10 protein-coding genes, 3 tRNA genes, 3 rRNA genes and 1 riboswitch are annotated in these 23,244 nt (G+C 47.3%); of the genes, 3 read left to right on the top strand and 13 right to left on the bottom strand.

Annotated features, from left to right (window positions below; translation table 11 throughout):
- Positions 1–39 precede the first annotated feature (39 nt).
- Complete coding sequence (locus VV1_RS06745; RefSeq protein ID WP_011079385.1) at positions 40–1,803, top strand: PglL family O-oligosaccharyltransferase; 1,764 nt, start codon at positions 40–42, stop codon at positions 1,801–1,803.
- A gap of 64 nt (positions 1,804–1,867) precedes the next feature.
- On the opposite strand, the gene VV1_RS06740 is transcribed toward VV1_RS06745, so the two are convergent.
- Positions 1,868–2,989 (bottom strand): pyridoxal-phosphate-dependent aminotransferase family protein, encoded by a 1,122-nt coding sequence (locus VV1_RS06740; protein WP_011079384.1) that lies wholly within the window; start codon positions 2,987–2,989, stop codon positions 1,868–1,870.
- A 215-nt stretch (positions 2,990–3,204) separates the two neighbouring features.
- A riboswitch (Lysine riboswitch) is annotated at positions 3,205–3,383 on the top strand.
- 120 nt (positions 3,384–3,503) lie between these two features.
- Here VV1_RS06740 and lysC point away from each other — a divergent pair.
- On the top strand, positions 3,504–4,853 hold the full coding sequence (gene lysC, locus VV1_RS06735) for a lysine-sensitive aspartokinase 3 (RefSeq protein WP_039554802.1): 1,350 nt from the start codon (positions 3,504–3,506) through the stop codon (positions 4,851–4,853).
- An 81-nt stretch (positions 4,854–4,934) separates the two neighbouring features.
- On the opposite strand, the gene metH is transcribed toward lysC, so the two are convergent.
- Complete coding sequence (metH, locus tag VV1_RS06730; RefSeq protein WP_011079382.1) at positions 4,935–8,615, bottom strand: methionine synthase; 3,681 nt, start codon at positions 8,613–8,615, stop codon at positions 4,935–4,937.
- Positions 8,616–8,808: 193 nt separating this feature from the next.
- On the opposite strand from metH, the gene VV1_RS06725 reads away from it, so the two are divergent.
- Positions 8,809–10,143, top strand: a complete 1,335-nt coding sequence (locus tag VV1_RS06725) for a cation:proton antiporter (RefSeq protein ID WP_011079381.1) — start codon at positions 8,809–8,811, stop codon at positions 10,141–10,143.
- Between the two features lie 29 nt (positions 10,144–10,172).
- Here the strand turns inward: VV1_RS06725 and VV1_RS06720 are convergent, their stop codons facing one another.
- The 11 genes from VV1_RS06720 to VV1_RS06670 all read right to left on the bottom strand — a co-directional run bounded on the left by VV1_RS06720 (position 10,173) and on the right by VV1_RS06670 (position 23,190).
- Positions 10,173–11,612 (bottom strand): sensor domain-containing diguanylate cyclase, encoded by a 1,440-nt coding sequence (locus VV1_RS06720; protein ID WP_011079380.1) that lies wholly within the window; start codon positions 11,610–11,612, stop codon positions 10,173–10,175.
- 1 nt (position 11,613) lies between these two features.
- A complete protein-coding gene (locus VV1_RS06715) occupies positions 11,614–12,744 on the bottom strand; it encodes an FIST signal transduction protein (RefSeq protein WP_011079379.1) in 1,131 nt (376 codons plus the stop codon).
- A gap of 224 nt (positions 12,745–12,968) precedes the next feature.
- Positions 12,969–13,045, bottom strand: a tRNA-Trp gene (locus VV1_RS06710).
- Between the two features lie 53 nt (positions 13,046–13,098).
- A tRNA-Asp gene (locus VV1_RS06705) sits at positions 13,099–13,175 on the bottom strand.
- Positions 13,176–13,205: 30 nt separating this feature from the next.
- Positions 13,206–13,321: ribosomal RNA gene (gene rrf, locus VV1_RS06700) — 5S ribosomal RNA — on the bottom strand.
- Positions 13,322–13,444: 123 nt separating this feature from the next.
- Positions 13,445–16,332, bottom strand: a 23S ribosomal RNA gene (locus VV1_RS06695).
- Positions 16,333–16,609: 277 nt separating this feature from the next.
- Positions 16,610–16,685 (bottom strand) — tRNA-Glu (locus VV1_RS06690).
- A 67-nt stretch (positions 16,686–16,752) separates the two neighbouring features.
- Positions 16,753–18,295 (bottom strand): 16S ribosomal RNA (locus VV1_RS06685).
- The 16S, 23S and 5S rRNA genes sit together here with 3 tRNA genes alongside, the layout of an rRNA operon.
- A 518-nt stretch (positions 18,296–18,813) precedes the next feature.
- The gene (locus VV1_RS06680; protein WP_011079378.1) at positions 18,814–19,590 is read right to left on the bottom strand and encodes a phosphoadenylyl-sulfate reductase; all 777 of its coding nucleotides are present in this window, start codon (positions 19,588–19,590) and stop codon (positions 18,814–18,816) included.
- On the bottom strand, positions 19,583–21,319 hold the full coding sequence (cysI, locus tag VV1_RS06675; RefSeq protein WP_011079377.1) for an assimilatory sulfite reductase (NADPH) hemoprotein subunit: 1,737 nt from the start codon (positions 21,317–21,319) through the stop codon (positions 19,583–19,585). The genes VV1_RS06680 and cysI overlap by 8 nt, the downstream gene beginning before the upstream one ends.
- Positions 21,319–23,190, bottom strand: coding sequence for an assimilatory sulfite reductase (NADPH) flavoprotein subunit (locus VV1_RS06670; RefSeq protein WP_011079376.1), 1,872 nt, complete (start codon positions 23,188–23,190; stop codon positions 21,319–21,321). Before VV1_RS06670 ends, cysI begins: the two co-directional genes overlap by 1 nt.
- Positions 23,191–23,244 lie beyond the last annotated feature (54 nt).

Below are 23,244 nucleotides of genomic sequence, written 5' to 3'. Positions count from 1 at the left end.
CGTAAAGCTGGTTTCTTTTTTCAGATTAAGAATCACGTTATGGCAACGATACACGTAAGCGGTACGCAATTAGCAGAACCTAAGGCACAAGTGCCTCTCAACAAAAAGTTTTTACTGGCACTGGCGATCCTCTTTCTCGTCGCTATGCATTTCTTTATGCCCAATCCTGGAGGCGCGGGGCTTGCGCTCTCTTTCAACCCAACCACTTGGATTGCGTTCTCCTTTGTCTTTGCGCTTGGTTGCTACCAGCTTGCTAGCCAGCAATATTTACGTTATTCCAAACTGACCATTGGCCTATTTGTCAGTTGTCTCATTCTGACCGTGCCACTTTTTTATGCCAACAGTCACTACATGCAGTCGGTGAGTCGCTTAGTTGGCCTCTGGGCTGGCTTTGGCTTCTTTGTGTTACTGCAACAATTTAGCTTTAGTAATAAATACAAACAACGCTTGTTATGGCTGGTCGTATTGGCTGTCGTGATCGAATCCTTCATCGGTTATTACCAGTTCCTTTGGCTCAAACCCGGTAATTGGATGGGGTATGACACGCTGTCAAATCGACCATATGGCATATTTCAACAACCCAATGTGATGGCAAGCTTCCTTGCAACGGGGTTAATTATTTCTGGCTACCTACTAGCGAGACAGCCACACAAATACAATAAGCATCTGAGTGAAATCACTTTACTCTATTTGATTCCACTGCTCACCGTCCCTTTGATCGTGGTGTTAGCCTCTCGTACCGGTTGGCTAGCCGCTATGATTGCCACTCTTTTGTTGCTGCCCTATCTCTACCGATTTGGTACTAAAATTCGTTTTTGGGGTTGGCTGGGGTCCATTATTCTGGGTTTAAGCTTATCCGGTGCGCTACTTCAAAGCACCGAGAGCAATTTGGCGGGGCAGAAAACCAATTTAGAATCAGCAAGAGCCTATACCTTCCCACAAGCACTCGACATGCTGATAGAGAAGCCTTTTACTGGCTACGGTTACGGCAATTTTGAATCGGCTTACACCTTGTACACGGCAAGGCAGCACTTACTCAACAAGCAATATCCACCAGCACTTCCGGCGATGGATCATCCACATAACGAGCTACTCTATTGGGGTGTAGAAGGTGGGCTTGTTCCACTATTAGGGATTTTTCTCGCAGCCATCTTGGTATTGAACCGAATCTACAGTGCCAAGAAAGGCACGCGTTTGGCCATGTTTGCCTTGTTTGTGCCGATCGTACTACACAGTCAACTGGAGTACCCTTTTTATCACTCTGCGGCACACTGGCTGATTTTCATCATACTCATCTATTGGGTTGATCAACGTGTAGCGAAAGTCAAAAGCGTGAATTTTTCTCGCATCAGTAAAACGGCATTACGAATCGCCAGTTTAGTGGTGCCGATACTGACCACTTTCTACATGCTGAGCGCCCTGCATACTAACTACGTGCTGACCAAGTTTGAAACCACTCGCCCAGTCAATCCAGATCTCTTACAACGCGTCACCAATCCCGTGGTGTGGAAAGATCGTTTCGATTGGGATGTCTACAGCACCTACCTCAACATTGGCTTAGCAACACAAGATGCCAAATTGATTCAGCCCTATATTGATTGGTCCCTTGACATTATTAAGACCAAGCCAAGACCAGCGTTTTATTCCAATTTAATCTTAGCCTACCAAGGGCTTGGCGATTTGAGTAAGGCAGAACAAGTAAAGACGGAAGCTGAATTCCTCTTCCCTAAAAACGACTTCAGCAACATTCACTATCAACCACCGTCAGCGGCATTGTCTCACTCCGTGTCGTCCGGTCAGTAGTTTGTCATGTAATACAAAAGCGAAGCTCACCAGCTTCGCTTTTTTATTGTTAACTGACCAAAGATTATTGAGTGAGCGACTCTTCAAGCGCTCTTAAACATAACGCGACATTTTCCTCTCTCGCACCGTAACCCATCAAGCCTATACGCCACGCTTTACCAGCTAACGCTCCTAGACCGGCGCCAATTTCCAAGTTATAGGTTTCAAGCAAATGGCTACGCACTTTCGCTTCATCGATACCTTCCGGCACATAGATCGCGTTGAGTTGAGGCAAACGGTACGCTTCATCGACCACAAATTGGAACCCCAATTTTTCGAGACCCACTTTCAGCTTGTTGTGCATCTTTTCGTGCCGCGCCCAAGCGTTCTCCAGGCCTTCATTTTTCAGCATCAACAACGCTTCGTGCAGTGAATACAAACTGTTGACGGGTGCGGTATGATGATAACTGCGTTTTCCTTCCCCACTCCAATACCCTAACACTAAGCTTTGGTCTAAGAACCAGCTTTGCACGGGTATTTTACGTGACTGAATTTTCTCAATGGCGGCAGAAGAAAACGTCACAGGAGCAAGACCCGGGACACAAGAGAGACATTTTTGACTACCGGAATACACAGCATCAAGTTGCCATTCATCGACTTTAAGCGGAATGCCTCCCAGCGAAGTGACCGTATCAACGATCGTCAGCACTCCATATTGTTTTGCTAATTTCCCCAGTGTCTCCGCATCACTTCTTGCGCCTGTCGATGTTTCTGCATGAACAAAAGCCAGAATTTTGGTATCCGGATGTTGCGTTAAGGCCTGCTCGACCTTCTCAATCGAGACTGGTGTTCCCCACTCATCATCCACTAATATCGCCTCACCACCAGCGCGAATGACATTTTCACGCATGCGCTCACCAAACACGCCATTGCGGCAGACGATGACTTTATCTCCCGGTTCAATCAGGTTCACAAAGCACGCTTCCATTCCCGCACTGCCTGGCGCAGAGACCGCAATGGTAAAGTCATTCTTAGTTTGAAAGGCGTATTTAAGCAATTGTTTGAGCTCATCCATCATCTGAATAAACAGCGGGTCCAAGTGCCCCACGGTTGGGCGGCTAAGTGCTTGTAATACTTGCGGGGAAATATCAGACGGTCCTGGCCCCATTAAAATACGGCGTGGTGGAATAAAGCTTTGAATTGACATACCGGCTCCTTGCTAAGCGTGAAAAAGGTTAACGGACAGCGTAATCGTTTTAATGCAAATTATGTTTCTCCACACTAAAGCAAACGAGCAACGACAGCAATTAGCCGACAGTCTTAGAGGTCAAACCAGTGTCACAAATTTGTTAATAAAAACTTTCAATCACGATCGAATTAAGCGTTGACATTGGAGTGTGAAAAACGTTCAATGTTTAAGCTTTTTGCAGAAGAGGAGCACTGCCCAGGCAGATGTTTTGTGGAGCCGCAACTCCAACACAGAACATTCAGGGGGAGTAGTGCCGAGGTAGATCAAAATTGCAGGATTTGATCTGTCGGTTGACTTGGGTTGAGTCCCATCAACTGTCATCAGCTCAGCCTGATGAAGAGCTTCTGAGATGGATTTTCTGATTATTCAAACTGACCTCTCTAAACTGCTCTGCCCCTTTCCTCACCAAAACAAACATCGGATGTTGGATTACCAACGGTTAATATTTTTCGGAAGTCGTGGGAGAAATGCCGTGAGCGCATTGAATGTAGCGAAATTTGGTGGAACAAGTGTTGCAAACTTTGAGGCAATGAGTCGTTGCTCGGCCATTATTGAAAACAATCCAGAGACACGCTTAGTGGTAAGCAGTGCATGCTCTGGCGTCACTAACCTATTGGTAGAGTTGGCCAATGGTGTTCAATCACAGGAAAGACGCGCTGAACTTCTAGCCCAATTGGCTGAAATTCATGACGCGATTCTCAATCAATTGGAAGATGCAACAGAAGCGGCGGCGGAAGTGTATGCCATTCTAGATACCATCACTAGCCTTGCTGAAGCCGCATCGATTCAAGCCAGCAATAAACTCACCGACCACTTGGTCGCGTGTGGTGAGTTGATGTCGACTCATATTCTGGCCCAGTTGATGCGTGAGCGTGGAGTCAACGCGGTGCGATTTGATATTCGAGAAGTCCTACGCACAGATGACAACTTTGGCCGCGCAGAACCTGACGTGGCAAAGATTGCAGAGCTGGCGCAAGAGAAGCTTTTACCACTTTGCCGCGATTACGTGGTAGTGACTCAAGGCTTCATCGGCTCGGATGAGGAAGGTAATACCACCACCTTAGGCCGTGGTGGCAGTGATTACAGTGCGGCTTTGATTGCCGAAGGCGTTAAAGCAAGTGGCCTAGAGATTTGGACCGATGTTCCAGGGATCTACACCACTGATCCTCGCATTGCGGCGAAAGCAGCGCCAATTCCAGAAATCAGCTTTGCAGAAGCGTCTGAAATGGCTAACTTTGGTGCCAAAATTCTGCACCCATCAACGCTCGTTCCAGCCCTTCGTCACGACATTCCAGTTTTTGTCGGATCGTCAAAAGAGCCAGAAAAAGGCGGTACTTGGATTCGCCACGAAGCACAAAGCTCGCCGCTTTTCCGTGCACTGGCACTGCGTTGCAATCAGACTATGGTCACCTTACGCAGTGCGAAAATGTTCCATGCGTACGGCTTCTTAGCCAAAGTATTTGAAATTCTCGCAAAACATAAAATCTCCGTGGATTTGATCACAACCTCAGAGATCAGCGTTTCCCTCACTCTAGACAAAACGGACACTTCTGGTGGTGCACCTGAACTGCCACAGGCCGCGCGAGAGGAGCTTGAAGAGCTATGCACTGTTGAAGTCGAGCACAACCTTTGTCTGGTGGCCTTGATCGGCAATCATATGGAGACAAAGGGTTACGCTAAAGAAGTCTTCAGCACCTTAGGGGATTTCAATTTGCGTATGATCTGTTACGGGGCAAGTGATCACAACCTTTGCTTCTTAGTCGATGCACACGACTCTAAGAGCGTGATCCAAAAACTGCATCAAGATCTTTTTGAACGCTAAACATCGTTTCAAGATCACATTGATCCAAAGAGAAAAGGTCACATCGCTGTGACCTTTTCGTTTGCTCAACGCTGGCCAGTATCAGCCATTAATATTAGGACCAAGCCATTTTTCGGCTTCCAAGAGATCCCAACCTTTACGCTCAGCGTAGCTTTCCACTTGGTCTTGCTGAATTTGTGCGATGGCAAAATAACGAGAATCGGGATGAGAGAAATACCATCCTGATACCGAAGCTCCCGGCCACATCGCGTAACTGCTGGTGAGTGACATGCCAATGGTCTCTTCTACGTTAAGCAGTTCCCATAACGGCCCTTTCTCGGTGTGCTCTGGACAGGCAGGGTAACCCGGTGCAGGACGGATCCCTTGGTATTTCTCGCGGATCAGTTCTTCGTTTGAAAGGTTTTCATCGGCAGCATAGCCCCAAATTTCTTTACGGACACGTTCATGCAGATACTCTGCAAAAGCTTCCGCTAGACGATCGGCAACCGCTTGAATCATGATGGCGTTGTAGTCATCACCCTGTGCTTTGAACTGATCTGCGAGCTCACGCTCGTTCACCCCACCAGTCACAGCAAAAGCGCCGATCCAATCTTTTTTACCACTCTCTTTTGGCGCAACGTAATCTGACAAACAGTAGTTCGCCCCTTTGGGTTTCTCCGTCTGTTGACGAAGATTGTGCAACACTTTCGCCACGTGAGTGCGAGACTCATCGGTATAGACTTCTATGTCATCACCAACACTTGCCGCAGGAAACAGGCCACACATACCACGTGCCTTGAGTAACCCTTCTTGTTCGATACGATCTAGCCACTCATTGGCATCTCCAAATAGACGCTTCGCCTCTTCACCCACCTCTTCATGCTCAAAAATCGTTGGGTATTTGCCCACCAATGACCAGGTGAGGAAGAATGGTGTCCAGTCTATGTATTGGCGTAACGTCGCCACGTCAAAGTCATCAAACACGTGTACACCAGGCTGACTCGGTGCAGGAGGCGTGTAGCTTTGCCAATCAATTGCCACCTTGTTCGCACGTGCCGCTTCTAACGTCACCGGCTTAGTACGCGGCTTCTTGCGATTATGCTGATCGCGAACCAACTCATAATCAGCCTGTAAGCGTTCAACAAACGCAGGACGCAGCTCATCAGAGAGTAACGAGGTACAAACACCAACTGCGCGAGAGGCGTTATTTACGTACACAACAGGATGTGAGTAGTTTTGTTCAATCTTCACCGCAGTGTGCGCTTTTGATGTGGTCGCGCCGCCAATCAACAATGGCAAATCAAAACCAAGACGCTCCATCTCTTTGGCTACGTGCACCATTTCATCGAGTGATGGGGTAATCAAACCAGACAGGCCAATGATGTCGACTTGCTGCTCTTTCGCGACTTTCAAAATCTGTTCACACGGCACCATCACACCGAGATCAATGATCTCGTAGTTATTACATTGCAGCACCACGCCAACAATGTTTTTGCCGATGTCGTGTACATCCCCTTTCACCGTCGCCAATAGGATCTTGCCGTTCGAAGAACCCGCTTGTTTTGACGCATTGATGAAGGGTTCCAAGTGAGCCACCGCCTGCTTCATGACGCGTGCGGATTTCACCACTTGTGGTAAGAACATTTTGCCCTCACCAAACAGATCGCCCACCACGTTCATGCCGTCCATCAGAGGACCTTCAATCACTTCCAGTGGTTTGCTGGCATTTAAGCGCGCTTCTTCGGTGTCTTCGACGATGAATTCGGTGATTCCCTTAACCAAAGCATGCTCAAGACGTTTCTCGACAGACCAAGTACGCCACTCTAGCGCCGACGCATCTTCTTGCTTGCCCACGGCATTTTCACGGTACTCTTCGGCAATCTCCAACAAACGCTCAGTGGCATCGTCGCGGCGGTTTAGTACGACATCTTCGACCGCTTCACGTAACTTTTCAGGCACGTTGTCATAAATTTCGAGCTGGCCAGCATTCACGATGCCCATGTCCATCCCGTTCTTAAAACAGTGGTAAAGGAACACAGCGTGTATCGCTTCACGGACGTAATTGTTACCACGGAATGAGAAGGAAACGTTCGATACCCCGCCAGAAATCATTGCATGCGGAAGATCGCGTTTGATGTCCGCCACCGCTTCAATAAAGTCGACCGCGTAGTTGTTGTGTTCATCAATGCCCGTTGCAACAGCGAAAATGTTGGGGTCGAAGATGACATCTTCCGGTGGGAAACCGACTTCATCGACCAAAATACGATAGGCTTTGGTACAAATCTCCAGTTTGCGTTCACGCGTATCCGCTTGGCCGACTTCATCAAATGCCATCACGATCACCGCAGCGCCATAACGACGAATCAGTTTCGCCTGTTCGACAAACTTCTCTTTCCCCTCTTTGAGAGAAATAGAGTTCACGATGCCCTTGCCTTGAATGCACTTCAGGCCAGCCTCGATCACTTCCCATTTAGAGGAGTCGACCATGATCGGCACTTTGGAGATTTCTGGTTCAGATGCACATAGGTTAAGGAAACGCACCATGCACGCTTCTGCATCGAGCATCCCTTCATCCATGTTGATGTCGATGATTTGCGCACCGTTTTCAACTTGCTCACGCGCAACGTCCAACGCTTCATCATACAGCTCTTCTTTGATCAAGCGTTTAAAGCGTGCAGAACCAGTAACGTTAGTACGCTCACCCACGTTGACAAAAAGGGTATCTTTGGCAATAGTCAGCGGTTCTAAGCCCGATAAGCGACAGGCAACTGGAATCTCAGGCAACACGCGAGGACTCACCCCTTCCACCGCCATTGCCATATGGCGAATATGTTCTGGCGTGGTGCCACAACAACCACCAATCAGGTTGAGAAAACCACTTTGCGCCCACTCTTTGACGTGTTCCGCCATCTCTTCTGGAGAGAGATCGTACTCACCAAAGGCATTCGGCAAACCCGCGTTCGGGTGAGTAGAAACAAACGTTTCAGAAATTCGAGAAAGCTCTTCAACATAAGGGCGCAGTTCATCGGGCCCAAGTGCACAGTTTAAGCCGAAAGAGATCGGACGTACGTGACGAAGAGAGTTGTAAAAAGCTTCCGTCGTCTGACCGGAAAGCGTTCGACCTGAGGCGTCGGTGATGGTGCCCGAAATCATGACAGGGAGTGCGAAGCCTAATTCTTCAAACACCGAATCCACTGCAAAAGCACACGCTTTCGCGTTCAAGGTATCAAAAATAGTTTCGATGAGGATGAGATCAGAACCACCGCGGATCAGTGCACGAGTCGATTCAGAATACGCCTCTACCAGCTCATCAAAGCTGACGTTGCGATAACCCGGATCGTTTACATCTGGCGAAATGGAACAAGTACGGTTGGTTGGGCCAAGCACCCCCGCCACATAGCGCGGTTTCGCAGGATTTTGGGCTGTCCACTCATCCGCAGCTTCACGTGCTAACCTCGCGGCAGCAAAGTTAATCTCTTCGCTCAGACTTTCCATATCGTAGTCGGCCATCGCGATGGTGGTGGCGTTAAAGGTGTTGGTTTCAAGAATATCGGCACCCGCTTCTAGATAGGCATGATGAATTTCTTTAATCAACTGTGGCTGAGTTAGCACCAGTAAGTCGTTATTGCCTTTTAAATCGCTATGCCAATCAGCAAAACGCTCACCACGATAATCTTGCTCCTGCAACTTATAGCCCTGGATCATGGTGCCCATACCACCATCAATCAACAAGATTCTCTGTTTTAGTTGCGCTTCAATCTGCGCTCTGATTTGACTTCCCACAGTACCGCCTCATTCCTTTTTCTAATGTTGACATCCTATCACACAATTTTCAGGAGTCTAGACGTCTAAAAATACTAATTTTGACTATTTTGCCTGCAATCCTCTTGGACTATTTTACTAGGAAAAAGAGATTGCTATTTGCTCATCAAACGAGGAGAATTTCGTTCACAAATTGTTACAAATAGAGAACTGTATGTCGGTCTACTATACTCTCTGCTTTCTATCCGCTGCAGCAATGTTGATTGCTTTTGTAAACAGCAAGATAGGCAAAATGCAGACTACCATCGCGATTACCGCAGGTTCAATGGTGCTCTCATTACTTATTTTAATTGCTGGTCAGAACAACTGGTTCCACTTAACTGAAATCGCCACACAAACCATGTCGAGCATCGACTTTGAAGATTTCCTCCTCAAAGGTATTTTGGGCTTCTTATTGTTTGCCGGTGGTTTAGGTATCAAACTACCCAACCTTAAAGACCAAAAATGGGAAATTACCGTGTTGGCGCTAGGTGCGACACTTTTCTCTACTTTCTTTATTGGTTTTGCTCTGTATGGCATTTGCCAGCTCATTGGTATTCAGTTTGATCTGATTTACTGCCTGCTTTTCGGTGCACTCATTTCACCGACCGACCCGATCGCCGTTTTGGCTATCGTGAAAAAACTCAAGGCACCTCGTAGAATCTCAACGCAAATTGAAGGGGAATCACTCTTCAATGATGGTTTTGGCCTTGTGATTTTTGTGACCTTGTTTACCATCGCATTTGGCCACGAAACACCCACGGTAGGTAGCGTTACCATGTTGTTTATCCAGGAAGCCATCGGCGGTATTTTGTATGGTTTCGCATTGGGGTTACTCTTCCATTATCTTATCTGTGCCACTGATGACCACTCAATGGAGCTACTACTCACCATTGGCATCCCAACGGCAGGTTATGCTTTTGCAGAAGTGCTCCATGTTTCTGGTCCATTAGCAATGGTGGTCTCTGGCATTATGATTGGTAACTGGACACGATTCATCGGCTTCTCTAAAGAGAGTGAAGATCATCTCGATCATTTCTGGGAACTGGTGGATGAGTTTCTTAACGGTGTGCTTTTCCTTCTGATTGGTATGTCGATGTTGCTGTTTAAATTCCATCAAGAGGACTGGATTTTGATGGCCATCGCTATTCCACTGGTCTTAATCGCTCGTTACCTCAGCGTATTTTTGTCCTATATCGGCTTTAAACGCTTCCGCCAATACAATCCATGGTCAATTAAAATCCTCACTTGGGGCGGGTTGCGCGGTGGCTTGGCCTTAGCGATGGCACTCTCAATTCCATCGGGTATCTGGGTTATTTCAGATAAACTCATCGACGTGAAAGAGATTATTCTGGTGATGACCTACGCGGTGGTGGTTTTTTCAATATTGGTTCAGGGTTCAACCATCACTCCAATGATCGAGAAAGCCAAAAAATCAGAAGCTGAATTCGAAGCGAAGCAAAGTTCGGTGACTGTTCCTGAGGGCAAGACAGAATCCATTACATCATAATGATTAAGGGCCTTAGGGCCCTTTTTACTTCAGCCATTCATTAACAGTGGTGAGATAACACAGTTTCGACCATGCGCTTTTGCGTAATAGAGGCCTTCATCAGCCTGTTTCATCAATTGTTCGAGAGGTGTGTTAAGCTCCGACGGCTGCAATGTTGCCACGCCAATGCTAATAGTCATTTGTAACGGTTGCTGTTCATAATTGACTTGCATGTTTTCCACAACGCTTCGTAATCGCTTCGCCACTTCAAATGCTTCCTTTTCACCTAATCCCGGTAGCACAACGGCGAACTCTTCTCCTCCTAGACGACCGATAATATCTATTTCTCGTGTTGATAAATCAGCCATCTTAACAAGTTCAACAAGGACCAAGTCACCAGCGGCATGACCATAGCTATCGTTGAATTGTTTAAAGTGATCGATATCTAGGATCATGATTGACAGTGGACAGTTCCAACGTTGACACGTTCTGATTGATTTTTCGGCTTGCTCCATAAAACTACGGCGATTAAATGCACCTGTAAGCGGATCGGTCGCCGCCAGATTACGCAACATGGCTTCAAGCTTTTTACGTTCACTGATATCGGTGATCGACATGATGATCATTGGTTTGCCTTCAAAAACTAAGCGGCTGAAGGCCATCTCAATCGGAATATCTTTCTTTTCCGGCAGCATGAGTAACAAATCCGCACGAGCAATTTCCTGACTATCTTGTTCGTTAATGGTTTTTTGAATATAACGCTGGAATAAATCCCGGCTGCGCAAAGAGATAAAATCCATAGGATGGTGGGACAACACATCTTGTTCAGACATACCAAATAGCTGACAAATAAAATCATTCGTCATCAAAATATTCAATCGAGGATCGCAAATCAAAATACCAATAGGAGCAGAGTTTACGAGCTGCTGTAGTTGTTTTTCAGCACGTTTCGATTGTTGTAAACGCTGATATTGCATCTCTTCGAGCTTTTTACGCAGGTAGATGTCTTGTAACACAAGCAGCCAACGATGATTCCCGACAGCAGTAATGTTCGCCCTCACTCTATATTCGTGGTCATCCAACTGAAATGCGATGTCTTCGCTTCTTCCACCACGTGACTGATAGTTCTCAAGAAAAGCTTGAAACTCGCTAGATGCTTTGATGAAAGGGAGCTCAAAAATGCAATCCGTATCAGTATCATGGCTAAGTAGTGGAGGGTCAAAATGACCAATTCTGACATCTCGAATAATGCCATCTTTATCCATCCATAAACTCATGTCAGGCAATGAGTCCAAAATCGAATTTAAGGTTTGGTTGCGTTGATTGAGCTCATCACTGCTAATGTCTAGTGAACGCTCTAATATCGTGAGTTGCTCTGAGAAGGACTGATAGCCAGACTCCACCAACTCAACCAACAATTGAATTTTAGGGTCATCGGGGAGACCTTGCGGAAATACTTTTCTGAGCTGTCGCTGCAGTAAGCGATGCATACTATATTTCCGACAGAACAGTAATGGTCATGGTTTGATTATGCAGATCTGCGCTTCCTTCCTCCGAACTAGGGGCAATCTCACCATACGAGTAAAAACCGCATACCCGAGTATTTTCGCCTAACTCTTCGCTCACCGCCTCAACCTCGTCTTCAGCCAACTGCCTCAACAGTAAGCGCCTTCCTACACAACTGATTAAGATAGCCAACGCAGGAGATGAACTATCGTGATGGCACAAACTCGCGGCATTACGCGCCCCCTCAATAAGCGATTCTGAACTGGCTCTCATCAATTTAGCAGTGACGCCTTTGGGTACGTTGCCTGCAAACGTTATCGATCCTTGCGCCTCATCAATCGCGAGTAACGTGCGCACAAGCTTTAGCTCTTGACCAGGTACACTAATCTCTAGGGGAAATCGCAAACCACTAGCGGGCAGTTCTTGTGCTAAGTCTCCTAAATACGTTTTGTATATAGACAAAGCATCCTGATCGTCAAGCTCATAAAGAACATTATCGGTTGAACGTGTTACCTTTCTTTCCATGCCAAAAGGACACCAACCGCCACGTGAACCATACCCTACCGACAAATGCTCACCATACAACCCTAACGCAACCACAAGCCCGGAGCTAGATCGGTTTCCTGAAATCACGGTTGTTTGCTCAAACCGCTCACCATCACCCGCTAACCCGCCAGTCACTTTAATGTTTTTCGGCAAGACAGAATGAAAGCCTTCAACAAGATGCCCCCCATTAATGAGCAAACCATCACTCAGAACAAAGACGTGTTTTAAATTATCCTTGTGAGAAGATAACTCCTGACCTAACTGAACTCCGATGTTGAAACTTGCTCTCATTCCGTCTTCGATGTGTGCACTCGCTAGATGAATTGTCGACTTTTCAAATAGTATGATGGTTGCAACTACAGCATCTTCAAGAATCGTATTGTCAATAATTTCTCCTGCTGTGCTACAACCTATGACTTGGGAGTAGGGCATCTGAGCGCTTAACTGCTCGAGCGATGTATCACTCGCTCGTCCAAACACGATGATTAATGTATTTATGCTATCTAACTGCCTGGAGGAAGATAAACCTTGCCAATGACCTTCTTGCCATACAATTTGCTCAATCTTCATGATGCGCTCCCATCCCTTTAAATTAAAGTTAGTTGCTTTTGCCTATCATTCAAGAGCAAATACTGAAGGTGAAATAAAATAAGCAGACAGAGGGGCGCTTTCAGAAACAAAGAAGATGCGAAAGGGAATATGGGATCGATGATATAGTCACCAACAACAGAAGTTTACATACTCTAAAATGGAATATGAAAAAGGCTCTGAACTTTCGTTCAGAGCCTTAAATATGGCAGGGGTGGAGAGATTCGAACTCCCAACACGCGGATTTGGAATCCGCTGCTCTGCCAATTGGAGCTACACCCCTAAATTTTTCTTATATCTAAAACAAACCGCTAATTAGCGAGGTTTCTAAATAAGTGGCGGAGCGGACGGGACTCGAACCCGCGACCCCCGGCGTGACAGGCCGGTATTCTAACCAACTGAACTACCGCTCCGCACTGGTTAGACCTAAGTCTAAATTAAAAGCCTGGCGATGTTCTACTCTCACATGGGGAAACCCCACACTACCATCGACGCTATTTCGTTTCACTTCTGAGTTCGGAATGGATTCAGGTGGGTCCAAAACGCTATGGTCGCCAAGCAAATTCTGTTTTTGTCTTCACTTTTTCTAAAAAAGTGAAAGCAAAAAATCTGGAAAGCTGTTTATGTTCTCTACACATTCAATGTTCTTACATCGAGTCCATCAAAACCCTTTGGGTGTTGTATGGTTAAGCCTCACGGGCAATTAGTACAGGTTAGCTCAACGCCTCACAGCGCTTACACACCCTGCCTATCAACGTTCTAGTCTCGAACAACCCTTCAGGATACTTAAAGTATCAGGGAAGACTCATCTCAGGGCTCGCTTCCCGCTTAGATGCTTTCAGCGGTTATCGATTCCGAACTTAGCTACCGGGCAATGCGTCTGGCGACACAACCCGAACACCAGAGGTTCGTCCACTCCGGTCCTCTCGTACTAGGAGCAGCCCCCTTCAATCTTCCAACGCCCACGGCAGATAGGGACCGAACTGTCTCACGACGTTCTAAACCCAGCTCGCGTACCACTTTAAATGGCGAACAGCCATACCCTTGGGACCGACTTCAGCCCCAGGATGTGATGAGCCGACATCGAGGTGCCAAACACCGCCGTCGATATGAACTCTTGGGCGGTATCAGCCTGTTATCCCCGGAGTACCTTTTATCCGTTGAGCGATGGCCCTTCCATTCAGAACCACCGGATCACTATGACCTGCTTTCGCACCTGCTCGAACCGTCATTCTCGCAGTTAAGCGGGCTTATGCCATTGCACTAACCTCACGATGTCCAACCGTGATTAGCCCACCTTCGTGCTCCTCCGTTACTCTTTGGGAGGAGACCGCCCCAGTCAAACTACCCACCAGGCACTGTCCGCAACCCCGATTAGGGGCCAACGTTAGAACATCAAACATACAAGGGTGGTATTTCAAGGACGGCTCCAACGCAACTGGCGTCACGTCTTCAAAGCCTCCCACCTATCCTACACATGTAGGTTCAATGTTCAGTGCCAAGCTGTAGTAAAGGTTCACGGGGTCTTTCCGTCTAGCCGCGGGTACACTGCATCTTCACAGCGATTTCAATTTCACTGAGTCTCGGGTGGAGACAGCGTGGCCATCATTACGCCATTCGTGCAGGTCGGAACTTACCCGACAAGGAATTTCGCTACCTTAGGACCGTTATAGTTACGGCCGCCGTTTACCGGGGCTTCGATCAAGAGCTTCGCTTACGCTAACCCCATCAATTAACCTTCCGGCACCGGGCAGGCGTCACACCGTATACGTCATCTTACGATTTTGCACAGTGCTGTGTTTTTAATAAACAGTTGCAGCCACCTGGTATCTGCGACTCTCGTCAGCTCCATCCGCAAGGGACTTCACCATCAAGAGCGTACCTTCTCCCGAAGTTACGGTACCATTTTGCCTAGTTCCTTCACCCGAGTTCTCTCAAGCGCCTTGGTATTCTCTACCCGACCACCTGTGTCGGTTTGGGGTACGATTCCTTACAATCTGAAGCTTAGAGGCTTTTCCTGGAAGCATGGCATCAATGACTTCACTACCGTAGTAGCTCGACGTCGTGTCTCAGCCTTAAGAGTATCCGGATTTACCTAAACACTCAGCCTACGCACTTGAACCTGGACAACCGTCGCCAGGCCCACCTAGCCTTCTCCGTCCCCCCATCGCAATTGTAAGAAGTACGGGAATATTAACCCGTTTCCCATCGACTACGCCTTTCGGCCTCGCCTTAGGGGTCGACTTACCCTGCCCCGATTAACGTTGGACAGGAACCCTTGGTCTTCCGGCGGGGAGGTTTTTCACCCCCCTTGTCGTTACTCATGTCAGCATTCGCACTTCTGATACCTCCAGCATGCTTTACAACACACCTTCAACGGCTTACAGAACGCTCCCCTACCCAATGTTCAAAGAACATTGCCGCAGCTTCGGTTTACAACTTAGCCCCGTTACATCTTCCGCGCAGGCCGACTCGACTAGTGAGCTATTACGCTTTCTTTAAATGATGGCTGCTTCTAAGCCAACATCCTAGCTGTCTAAGCCTTCCCACATCGTTTCCCACTTAGCTGTAATTTGGGACCTTAGCTGGCGGTCTGGGTTGTTTCCCTCTCCACGACGGACGTTAGCACCCGCCGTGTGTCTCCCGGATAGTACTTACTGGTATTCGGAGTTTGCAAAGGGTTGGTAAGTCGGGATGACCCCCTAGCCTTAACAGTGCTCTACCCCCAGTAGTATTCGTCCGAGGCGCTACCTAAATAGCTTTCGGGGAGAACCAGCTATCTCCGAGTTTGATTGGCCTTTCACCCCTAGCCACAAGTCATCCGCTAATTTTTCAACATTAGTCGGTTCGGTCCTCCAGTTGATGTTACTCAACCTTCAACCTGCCCATGGCTAGATCACTCGGTTTCGGGTCTATATCCAGAGACTATGGCGCCCAGTTAAGACTCGGTTTCCCTACGGCTCCCCTAGATGGTTAACCTTGCCACTGAATATAAGTCGCTGACCCATTATACAAAAGGTACGCAGTCACACCACGAAGGTGCTCCTACTGCTTGTACGTACACGGTTTCAGGTTCTATTTCACTCCCCTCACAGGGGTTCTTTTCGCCTTTCCCTCACGGTACTGGTTCACTATCGGTCAGTCAGGAGTATTTAGCCTTGGAGGATGGTCCCCCCATATTCAGACAGGATAACACGTGTCCCGCCCTACTCGATTTCACTGAACATGCATCTACAACTACGGGACTATCACCCTGTATCGTCGGACTTTCCAGACCGTTCGTCTAACACATGTAAAGCTTAAGGGCTAATCCAATTTCGCTCGCCGCTACTTTCGGAATCTCGGTTGATTTCTTTTCCTCGGGGTACTTAGATGTTTCAGTTCTCCCGGTTCGCTTCATTGAGCTATGTATTCACTCAATGATACTGGCTTATGCCAGTGGGTTTCCCCATTCGGAAATCGTAGACTCAAGTGGCTGTTACTGCCTCATCTACGCTTATCGCAAGTTACTACGTCCTTCATCGCCTCTGACTGCCAAGGCATCCACCGTGTACGCTTAGTCACTTAACCATACAACCCCAAAGGGTCTTTGTTAAACAACCAAAGTTGCTATCTCATTATTTGAATGAGCGAGATAGCGTTGATTTTGCCGGACTCAATTTCGAATAGTCACTAAAAGTGACCTTCCCAAGAACACTTGAATGTGTTTGTTGGTGTTTGTCCTAAAGACAAACATTGAGAACTTTACAAACAACAATAAATTGTTGTTTTGTCAGCTTTCCAAATTGTTAAAGAGCAGATTTCTTTCGAAACCATTTTTAAACACACTCGCAAGAATGCTTAAAGATGGTATCCCGTAGGGGAGTCGAACCCCTGTTACCGCCGTGAAAGGGCGGTGTCCTAGGCCTCTAGACGAACGGGACACTAAGATACTCTAAACTTTCTAAACCATATCAATCTGTGTGAACACTCATCGCAATAATCATCGTATAAGGAGGTGATCCAGCGCCAGGTTCCCCTAGCGCTACCTTGTTACGACTTCACCCCAGTCATGAACCACAAAGTGGTGAGCGTCCTCCCGAAGGTTAAACTACCCACTTCTTTTGCAGCCCACTCCCATGGTGTGACGGGCGGTGTGTACAAGGCCCGGGAACGTATTCACCGTGGCATTCTGATCCACGATTACTAGCGATTCCGACTTCATGGAGTCGAGTTGCAGACTCCAATCCGGACTACGACGCACTTTTTGGGATTCGCTCACTTTCGCAAGTTGGCCGCCCTCTGTATGCGCCATTGTAGCACGTGTGTAGCCCTACTCGTAAGGGCCATGATGACTTGACGTCGTCCCCACCTTCCTCCGGTTTATCACCGGCAGTCTCCCTGGAGTTCCCGACATTACTCGCTGGCAAACAAGGATAAGGGTTGCGCTCGTTGCGGGACTTAACCCAACATTTCACAACACGAGCTGACGACAGCCATGCAGCACCTGTCTCAGAGTTCCCGAAGGCACACCTGCGTCTCCGCTGGCTTCTCTGGATGTCAAGAGTAGGTAAGGTTCTTCGCGTTGCATCGAATTAAACCACATGCTCCACCGCTTGTGCGGGCCCCCGTCAATTCATTTGAGTTTTAATCTTGCGACCGTACTCCCCAGGCGGTCTACTTAACGCGTTAGCTCCGAAAGCCACGGCTCAAGGCCACAACCTCCAAGTAGACATCGTTTACAGCGTGGACTACCAGGGTATCTAATCCTGTTTGCTCCCCACGCTTTCGCATCTGAGTGTCAGTATCTGTCCAGGGGGCCGCCTTCGCCACCGGTATTCCTTCAGATCTCTACGCATTTCACCGCTACACCTGAAATTCTACCCCCCTCTACAGTACTCTAGTCTGCCAGTTTCAAATGCAGTTCCGAGGTTGAGCCCCGGGCTTTCACATCTGACTTAACAAACCACCTGCATGCGCTTTACGCCCAGTAATTCCGATTAACGCTCGCACCCTCCGTATTACCGCGGCTGCTGGCACGGAGTTAGCCGGTGCTTCTTCTGTTGCTAACGTCAAATGATGCCGCTATTAACGACACCACCTTCCTCACAACTGAAAGTGCTTTACAACCCGAAGGCCTTCTTCACACACGCGGCATGGCTGCATCAGGCTTGCGCCCATTGTGCAATATTCCCCACTGCTGCCTCCCGTAGGAGTCTGGACCGTGTCTCAGTTCCAGTGTGGCTGATCATCCTCTCAGACCAGCTAGGGATCGTCGCCTTGGTGAGCCCTTACCTCACCAACTAGCTAATCCCACCTGGGCATATCCTGACGCGAGAGGCCCGAAGGTCCCCCTCTTTGGCCCGTAGGCATCATGCGGTATTAGCCATCGTTTCCAATGGTTATCCCCCACATCAGGGCAATTTCCCAGGCATTACTCACCCGTCCGCCGCTCGCCACCCGAGAAACAAGTTTCTCTGTGCTGCCGCTCGACTTGCATGTGTTAGGCCTGCCGCCAGCGTTCAATCTGAGCCATGATCAAACTCTTCAATTAAAAGTTTTTGAAGCTTTCGCTTCGGCTCAATGAATACTGAATAAATTGACTGTGCCGATACTTAGTATCGTTTTGGTCACTCAGTTCATTGATAAATCTTTTGGATTATCATCAACGAGTGCCCACACAGATTGATAGGTTTATATTGTTAAAGAGCTTTCTTCTTTTGTGAATCACATCACTTCGGAAGAGGCGGCCATTCTAGCGAGATAATTTTCAGTGTCAAACACTTTTTCAAAATTATTTCATTTTTCTTTCTGGCCTATCGAACAAGCTTGAAACCCTTGTGAGCCCTTGCCCTGTCGATGAGGTGGCATTATAGAGATCCCGCTCACATTGGCAAGTGTTATTTTGAAAAAATTACAAAAACAAAGCCTAAGCGAACAAAATCCATTCAAAGCGCCATTTATCCAACTTTACCCAAAACAAACCAACAAAATACCCACAAGGTTATCCACAACGTCCGTTTTGTAGCTAAATAAAAAGGCCGCATCTGCGGCCTTTGAGCTTCTCTATTATTAAATACCAGAACCATCTTGTTCATTATCTTCTTCGTGAAGTCCACACTCACGCTTCAAGCCAAAGAAACGAGTTTCTTCTTCACTCATCCCTGGCTCCCATTTTTGAGTTGTATGCGTATCTCCTACAGAAAGATAGCCCTGCTCCCAAAGGGGATGATATGAAAGACCATGTTCTTTTAAATAGTAGTGTACGTCTTTGTTACTCCAATCAACTACAGGCAAGAATTTAAACACTCCATTTTGTATCGACAGAATAGGTAGGCCTGCTCGGGACTGAGATTGCTCTCGGCGTAATCCGGAAAACCAGGTTTTAACATTAAGCTCATTCAGTGCACGACGCATAGGTTCGACTTTATTAAGCTTGTTGTATTTTTCTATTCCTTCTATACCTTGCTCCCACAGTTTACCGTATCGAGCTTCCTGCCAGTTTGCACTCTCATTCGCTCGGTATACTTTAAGGTTTAGGTTTAGAGATTTAGTTAACTCATCAATAAATTGATACGTTTCAGGAAATAGGTAGCCCGTATCGGTCAAAATGACGGGAATATCGGCTTGCTGCTTCGATACCAAATGCAGCATGACAGCCGCTTGAATCCCAAAACTCGACGAAACAGCGTGTGCCCCTTCCAAATTTTGCAGAGCCCAAGCGACCCTCTCTTGAGCTGACAGCATCTCTAACTCAACGTTGATTTCGGCAAGGCGGATACTTTGCTCCGCCTTGGTTAACGAGAGTAATTCTGATAGCTGCAGCGTTGAAGCAACAGAATCAAGCATAGAAATCCCTTTTAGAAATGATGACTTCTTCAATAATGCCAACACGAACAGTGAAATCGCCAAAGCATTCGTTAGGAAGGCGTTCGTTTGCCCAGCGACCAACAAGCTGATCAATCTCTTCTAAGATCTGTTTGTCAGTGATGTTCTCTTTATACATTTTTGGAACTCGCGTACCACCGCGGTTGCCACCTAGATGTAGATTATAGCGTCCTGGCGCTTTGCCCACCAAACCGATTTCCGCCAACATTGCACGACCACAACCATTAGGACAGCCCGTGACTCGCAAAATGATGTTGTCTTCTTTATCTAAACCATGCTTGTCCAGAATCCCTTCAACATCCGTCACAAACTGAGGTAGGAAACGCTCCGCTTCTGCCATTGCCAGCGGACAGGTTGGAAACGCCACACACGCCATAGCGTTTTTGCGTTGCTCGCTGACACCCTCATCCATCAAACCATGTTCTCGCGCCAACTTCTCAATTTTGGCTTTGTTGCTCTTGGAGACTCCTGCCACAATTAAGTTTTGGTTGGCCGTCATACGGAAATCACCTTTATGGATTTTAGCGATTTCTGCCACACCTGTTTTCAGTGGTTTACCAGGATAATCGAGTAAACGACCATTCTCAATAAACAGGGTGAGATGGTGCTTACCATCAATCCCTTCAACCCAACCAATGCGATCGCCGCGCTCGGTGAACTCATAAGGGCGGCTAACCTCAAACTTAATCCCAGCACGCTTTTCGACTTCCGCTTTAAAGACATCCGTACCTACGCGATCTAAGGTGTACTTGGTTTTAGCATTTTTACGATTCGAGCGATTTCCCCAATCACGTTGCGTCGTGACGACTGCAGCAGCGACATCCAGCGTTTTCTCTAGTGGAATGTAGCCGAAATCATCGGCACGACGTGGGTAAGTCGATGTATCACCATGTGTCATCGCCAAACCGCCGCCCACTAGCACGTTAAAGCCAATCAATTTGCCCTTTTCAGCAATCGCCACAAAATTGAGGTCGTTCGCATGAACGTCCACATCATTTTGCGGAGGGATCACAACGGTCGTTTTAAACTTACGCGGTAAGTAAGTTTTACCTAGGATCGGCTCATCGTCTTCCGTGGTTTCAACTTTCTCACCGTCTAACCAAATTTCGGCATACGCTTTTGTCTTAGGCAGTAAATGCTCACTGATTTTTTTCGCCCACTCGTAGGCTTCTTGATGCAGCTCAGATTCAACCGGATTGGTGGTACACAAGACATTACGGTTAACATCACCAGCGGTAGCGATTGAATCAATACCAATACTGTTTAACGTTTGGTGCATTAGCTTAATGTTCGGCTTAAGCACACCGTGAAACTGGAACGTTTGACGTGTGGTCAGACGAATGCTGCCATAAAGTGAATGCTCGGTAGCAAACTTGTCAATCGCTAACCATTGTTTGGGTGTAATGATACCACCAGGCATACGTGCACGTAGCATAACGTTATGTAGAGGCTCTAGTTTCTGTTTTGCGCGCTCGTTACGAATATCACGGTCATCCTGCTGATACATACCGTGGAAACGAATCAACTGGAAGTTATCCGCGGTAAATCCGCCCGTGATTCGGTCTTGTAGATCTTGCTCTATCGTGCCACGTAGGAAGTTACTCTGCGTTTTAAGGCGTTCGTTATCAGACAACTTTCCTAATTCTTCGCCTAATACAACCTGCTTATTATTTTCAATAGAAAAAGTCATTAGTACACATCCCTTTGATAACGTTTTGCTTTACGTAAGTCGTTAATAAATTCTTCTGCGTCATCGCGTGACATCTTGCCCTCTTGCTCTGCGACTGCGACAAAGGCTTGATGAACATCTTTTGCCATTCGGTTCGCATCACCACAGACGTAGAGATAAGCGCCTTCTTGAATCCACTGCCATACTTGCGCTGCATTTTCTAAGATGCGTTGCTGCACATAGACTTTCTCTGCTTGGTCACGACTAAAAGCGACATCGAGTTTCGTCAGCAGGCCGGATTTCAGATACTTCTGCCATTCAACCTGGTAGAGGAAATCTTGCGTAAAGGTACGATCACCAAAGAACAACCAGTTTTTGCCTTCTGCACCGCGGTTATCACGCTCTTGGATGAAACTGCGGAAAGGTGCAATACCCGTACCAGGCCCAACCATGATGACTGGGACGTTATCGTCTGCTGGCAACTTGAAGTTATTGTTGTTCTCTACAAATACTTTTACTTGCTCACCTTCTTCTAGACGTTGCGCTAAATAACCAGAAGCGCCTCCAAAACGTTTCTCACCTTTAACATCGTATTCAACCAAACCAACGGTGAGATGAACTTCTTCATCCACTTCCGTTTGGCTCGAGGCAATGGAGTAAAGCCTTGGAGTAAGGCGACGCAGTAGCCCCACCAACTCCTCTGCCGTAAGTTTGGTTTGCTTTTCCGCTAACAGGTCCACAAGCTGAGTATTACCTGCGTACTCACGCAGCTTGTCTTTCTCTTCCACCAGTTTTAGCAGCTTTTTGCTACCGGAAAGCTGGGCAAACTTTTCGACTTGTTGAGGATTAGAAGAAGTAATTTCAAACTTACTCACCAAAGCACTGTGAATAGAGAGGCTTTCACCGTCCACATCAACGCTTTCCACCCCAGACAATCCCACTTTGGCTAGCACTTGATTGGCTAACTCACCACTATTCTCAAACCACACCCCTAAGGCATCTCCCGGCTGATAAGTGATTCCGGAGCCTGCTAGGTCAATTTCAACGTGACGAACGTCTTTACCTGAATCTCGGCCTGTGATTTTTTGGCTGGTCAGCAGCGTCGCAGCATAAGGTTTTTGCTTAGTATAGAGAGCATGCCCCGCAGCCAATTGCGCGACTGGCAATTGAACCACGTCAGCTTCAACTCCCGCAGACAAAGCATCTTTTACTTTTTCTAGCGCCTGTTTTCGCCACTGCGCTGCGGATGCATCATAGTCGACATCGCAATCGACACGTTCGATGAATGGCGTCGCACCAAGCTTGGCAAGATACGAATCGAAATCTTTGCCCGTCTGACAGAAGAATTCATAGCTTGAATCCCCTAAACCAATCACACCGTATTGCAGGTTTGGTAATTTGGGGGCTTTCTTTGACTGGAGAAACTCGTGCAGCTCGATAGCGTTATCTGGCGCTTCACCTTCACCATTGGTGGACGCGACAATAATGACATGAGTTTCATTGGCTAAGTTTTTACCTTTGTAATCGCTCGCATCAAATAGCTGAACAGCAATACCTTCTGCTTTTGCCTCTTGCTCTAGCGCTTCAGCAACCCCTTTGGCGTTGCCTGTTTGAGAAGCAAAGATAATCGTCAGTTTTCCTGCGGGTTTAGCGGCCACAGCCGAAACCGCTTGAGCGATAGGCGTGACAGCGGATGGCGCGGCACTTTGCGACAATCCCCAAAAGTAGCCACTCACCCAAGCCAATTGCTGCGGTGATAAATCTGAAATCTGCTGTAATAGATTAATTTGTTGATCGTTGAGTGGGCTAGCTAAGCCAGCCAATCCTGATGGAGTAGTGTTTCCTGATGACACTTTCTTTTGAGAAGACATAGTCACGACATCCCTATTCATTGCGTGACGATAGATTAACCACTCTTTTTAATAACAAGAAAGAATAGAAGTGAA

The sequence above is a fragment of the Vibrio vulnificus CMCP6 genome (assembly GCF_000039765.1).
Taxonomy (GTDB): Bacteria; Pseudomonadota; Gammaproteobacteria; order Enterobacterales; family Vibrionaceae; genus Vibrio; species Vibrio vulnificus_B.
The sequence above is the reverse complement of the archived record's forward strand: the minus strand, read 5'-3'. Positions and strand labels throughout refer to the sequence as shown.

Bases quoted from the DNA above. Each gene is read 5' to 3' on its own strand.
- VV1_RS06720 (WP_011079380.1), bottom strand. From the start codon at position 11,612: ATGCATCGCTTACTGCAGCGACAGCTCAGAAAAGTATTTCCGCAAGGT.
- VV1_RS06725 (WP_011079381.1), top strand. From the start codon at position 8,809: ATGTCGGTCTACTATACTCTCTGCTTTCTATCCGCTGCAGCAATGTTG.
- VV1_RS06670 (WP_011079376.1), bottom strand. From the start codon at position 23,190: ATGAATAGGGATGTCGTGACTATGTCTTCTCAAAAGAAAGTGTCATCA.
- VV1_RS06745 (WP_011079385.1), top strand. From the start codon at position 40: ATGGCAACGATACACGTAAGCGGTACGCAATTAGCAGAACCTAAGGCA.
- VV1_RS06680 (WP_011079378.1), bottom strand. From the start codon at position 19,590: ATGCTTGATTCTGTTGCTTCAACGCTGCAGCTATCAGAATTACTCTCG.
- cysI (WP_011079377.1), bottom strand. From the start codon at position 21,319: ATGACTTTTTCTATTGAAAATAATAAGCAGGTTGTATTAGGCGAAGAA.
- VV1_RS06715 (WP_011079379.1), bottom strand. From the start codon at position 12,744: ATGAAGATTGAGCAAATTGTATGGCAAGAAGGTCATTGGCAAGGTTTA.
- VV1_RS06740 (WP_011079384.1), bottom strand. From the start codon at position 2,989: ATGTCAATTCAAAGCTTTATTCCACCACGCCGTATTTTAATGGGGCCA.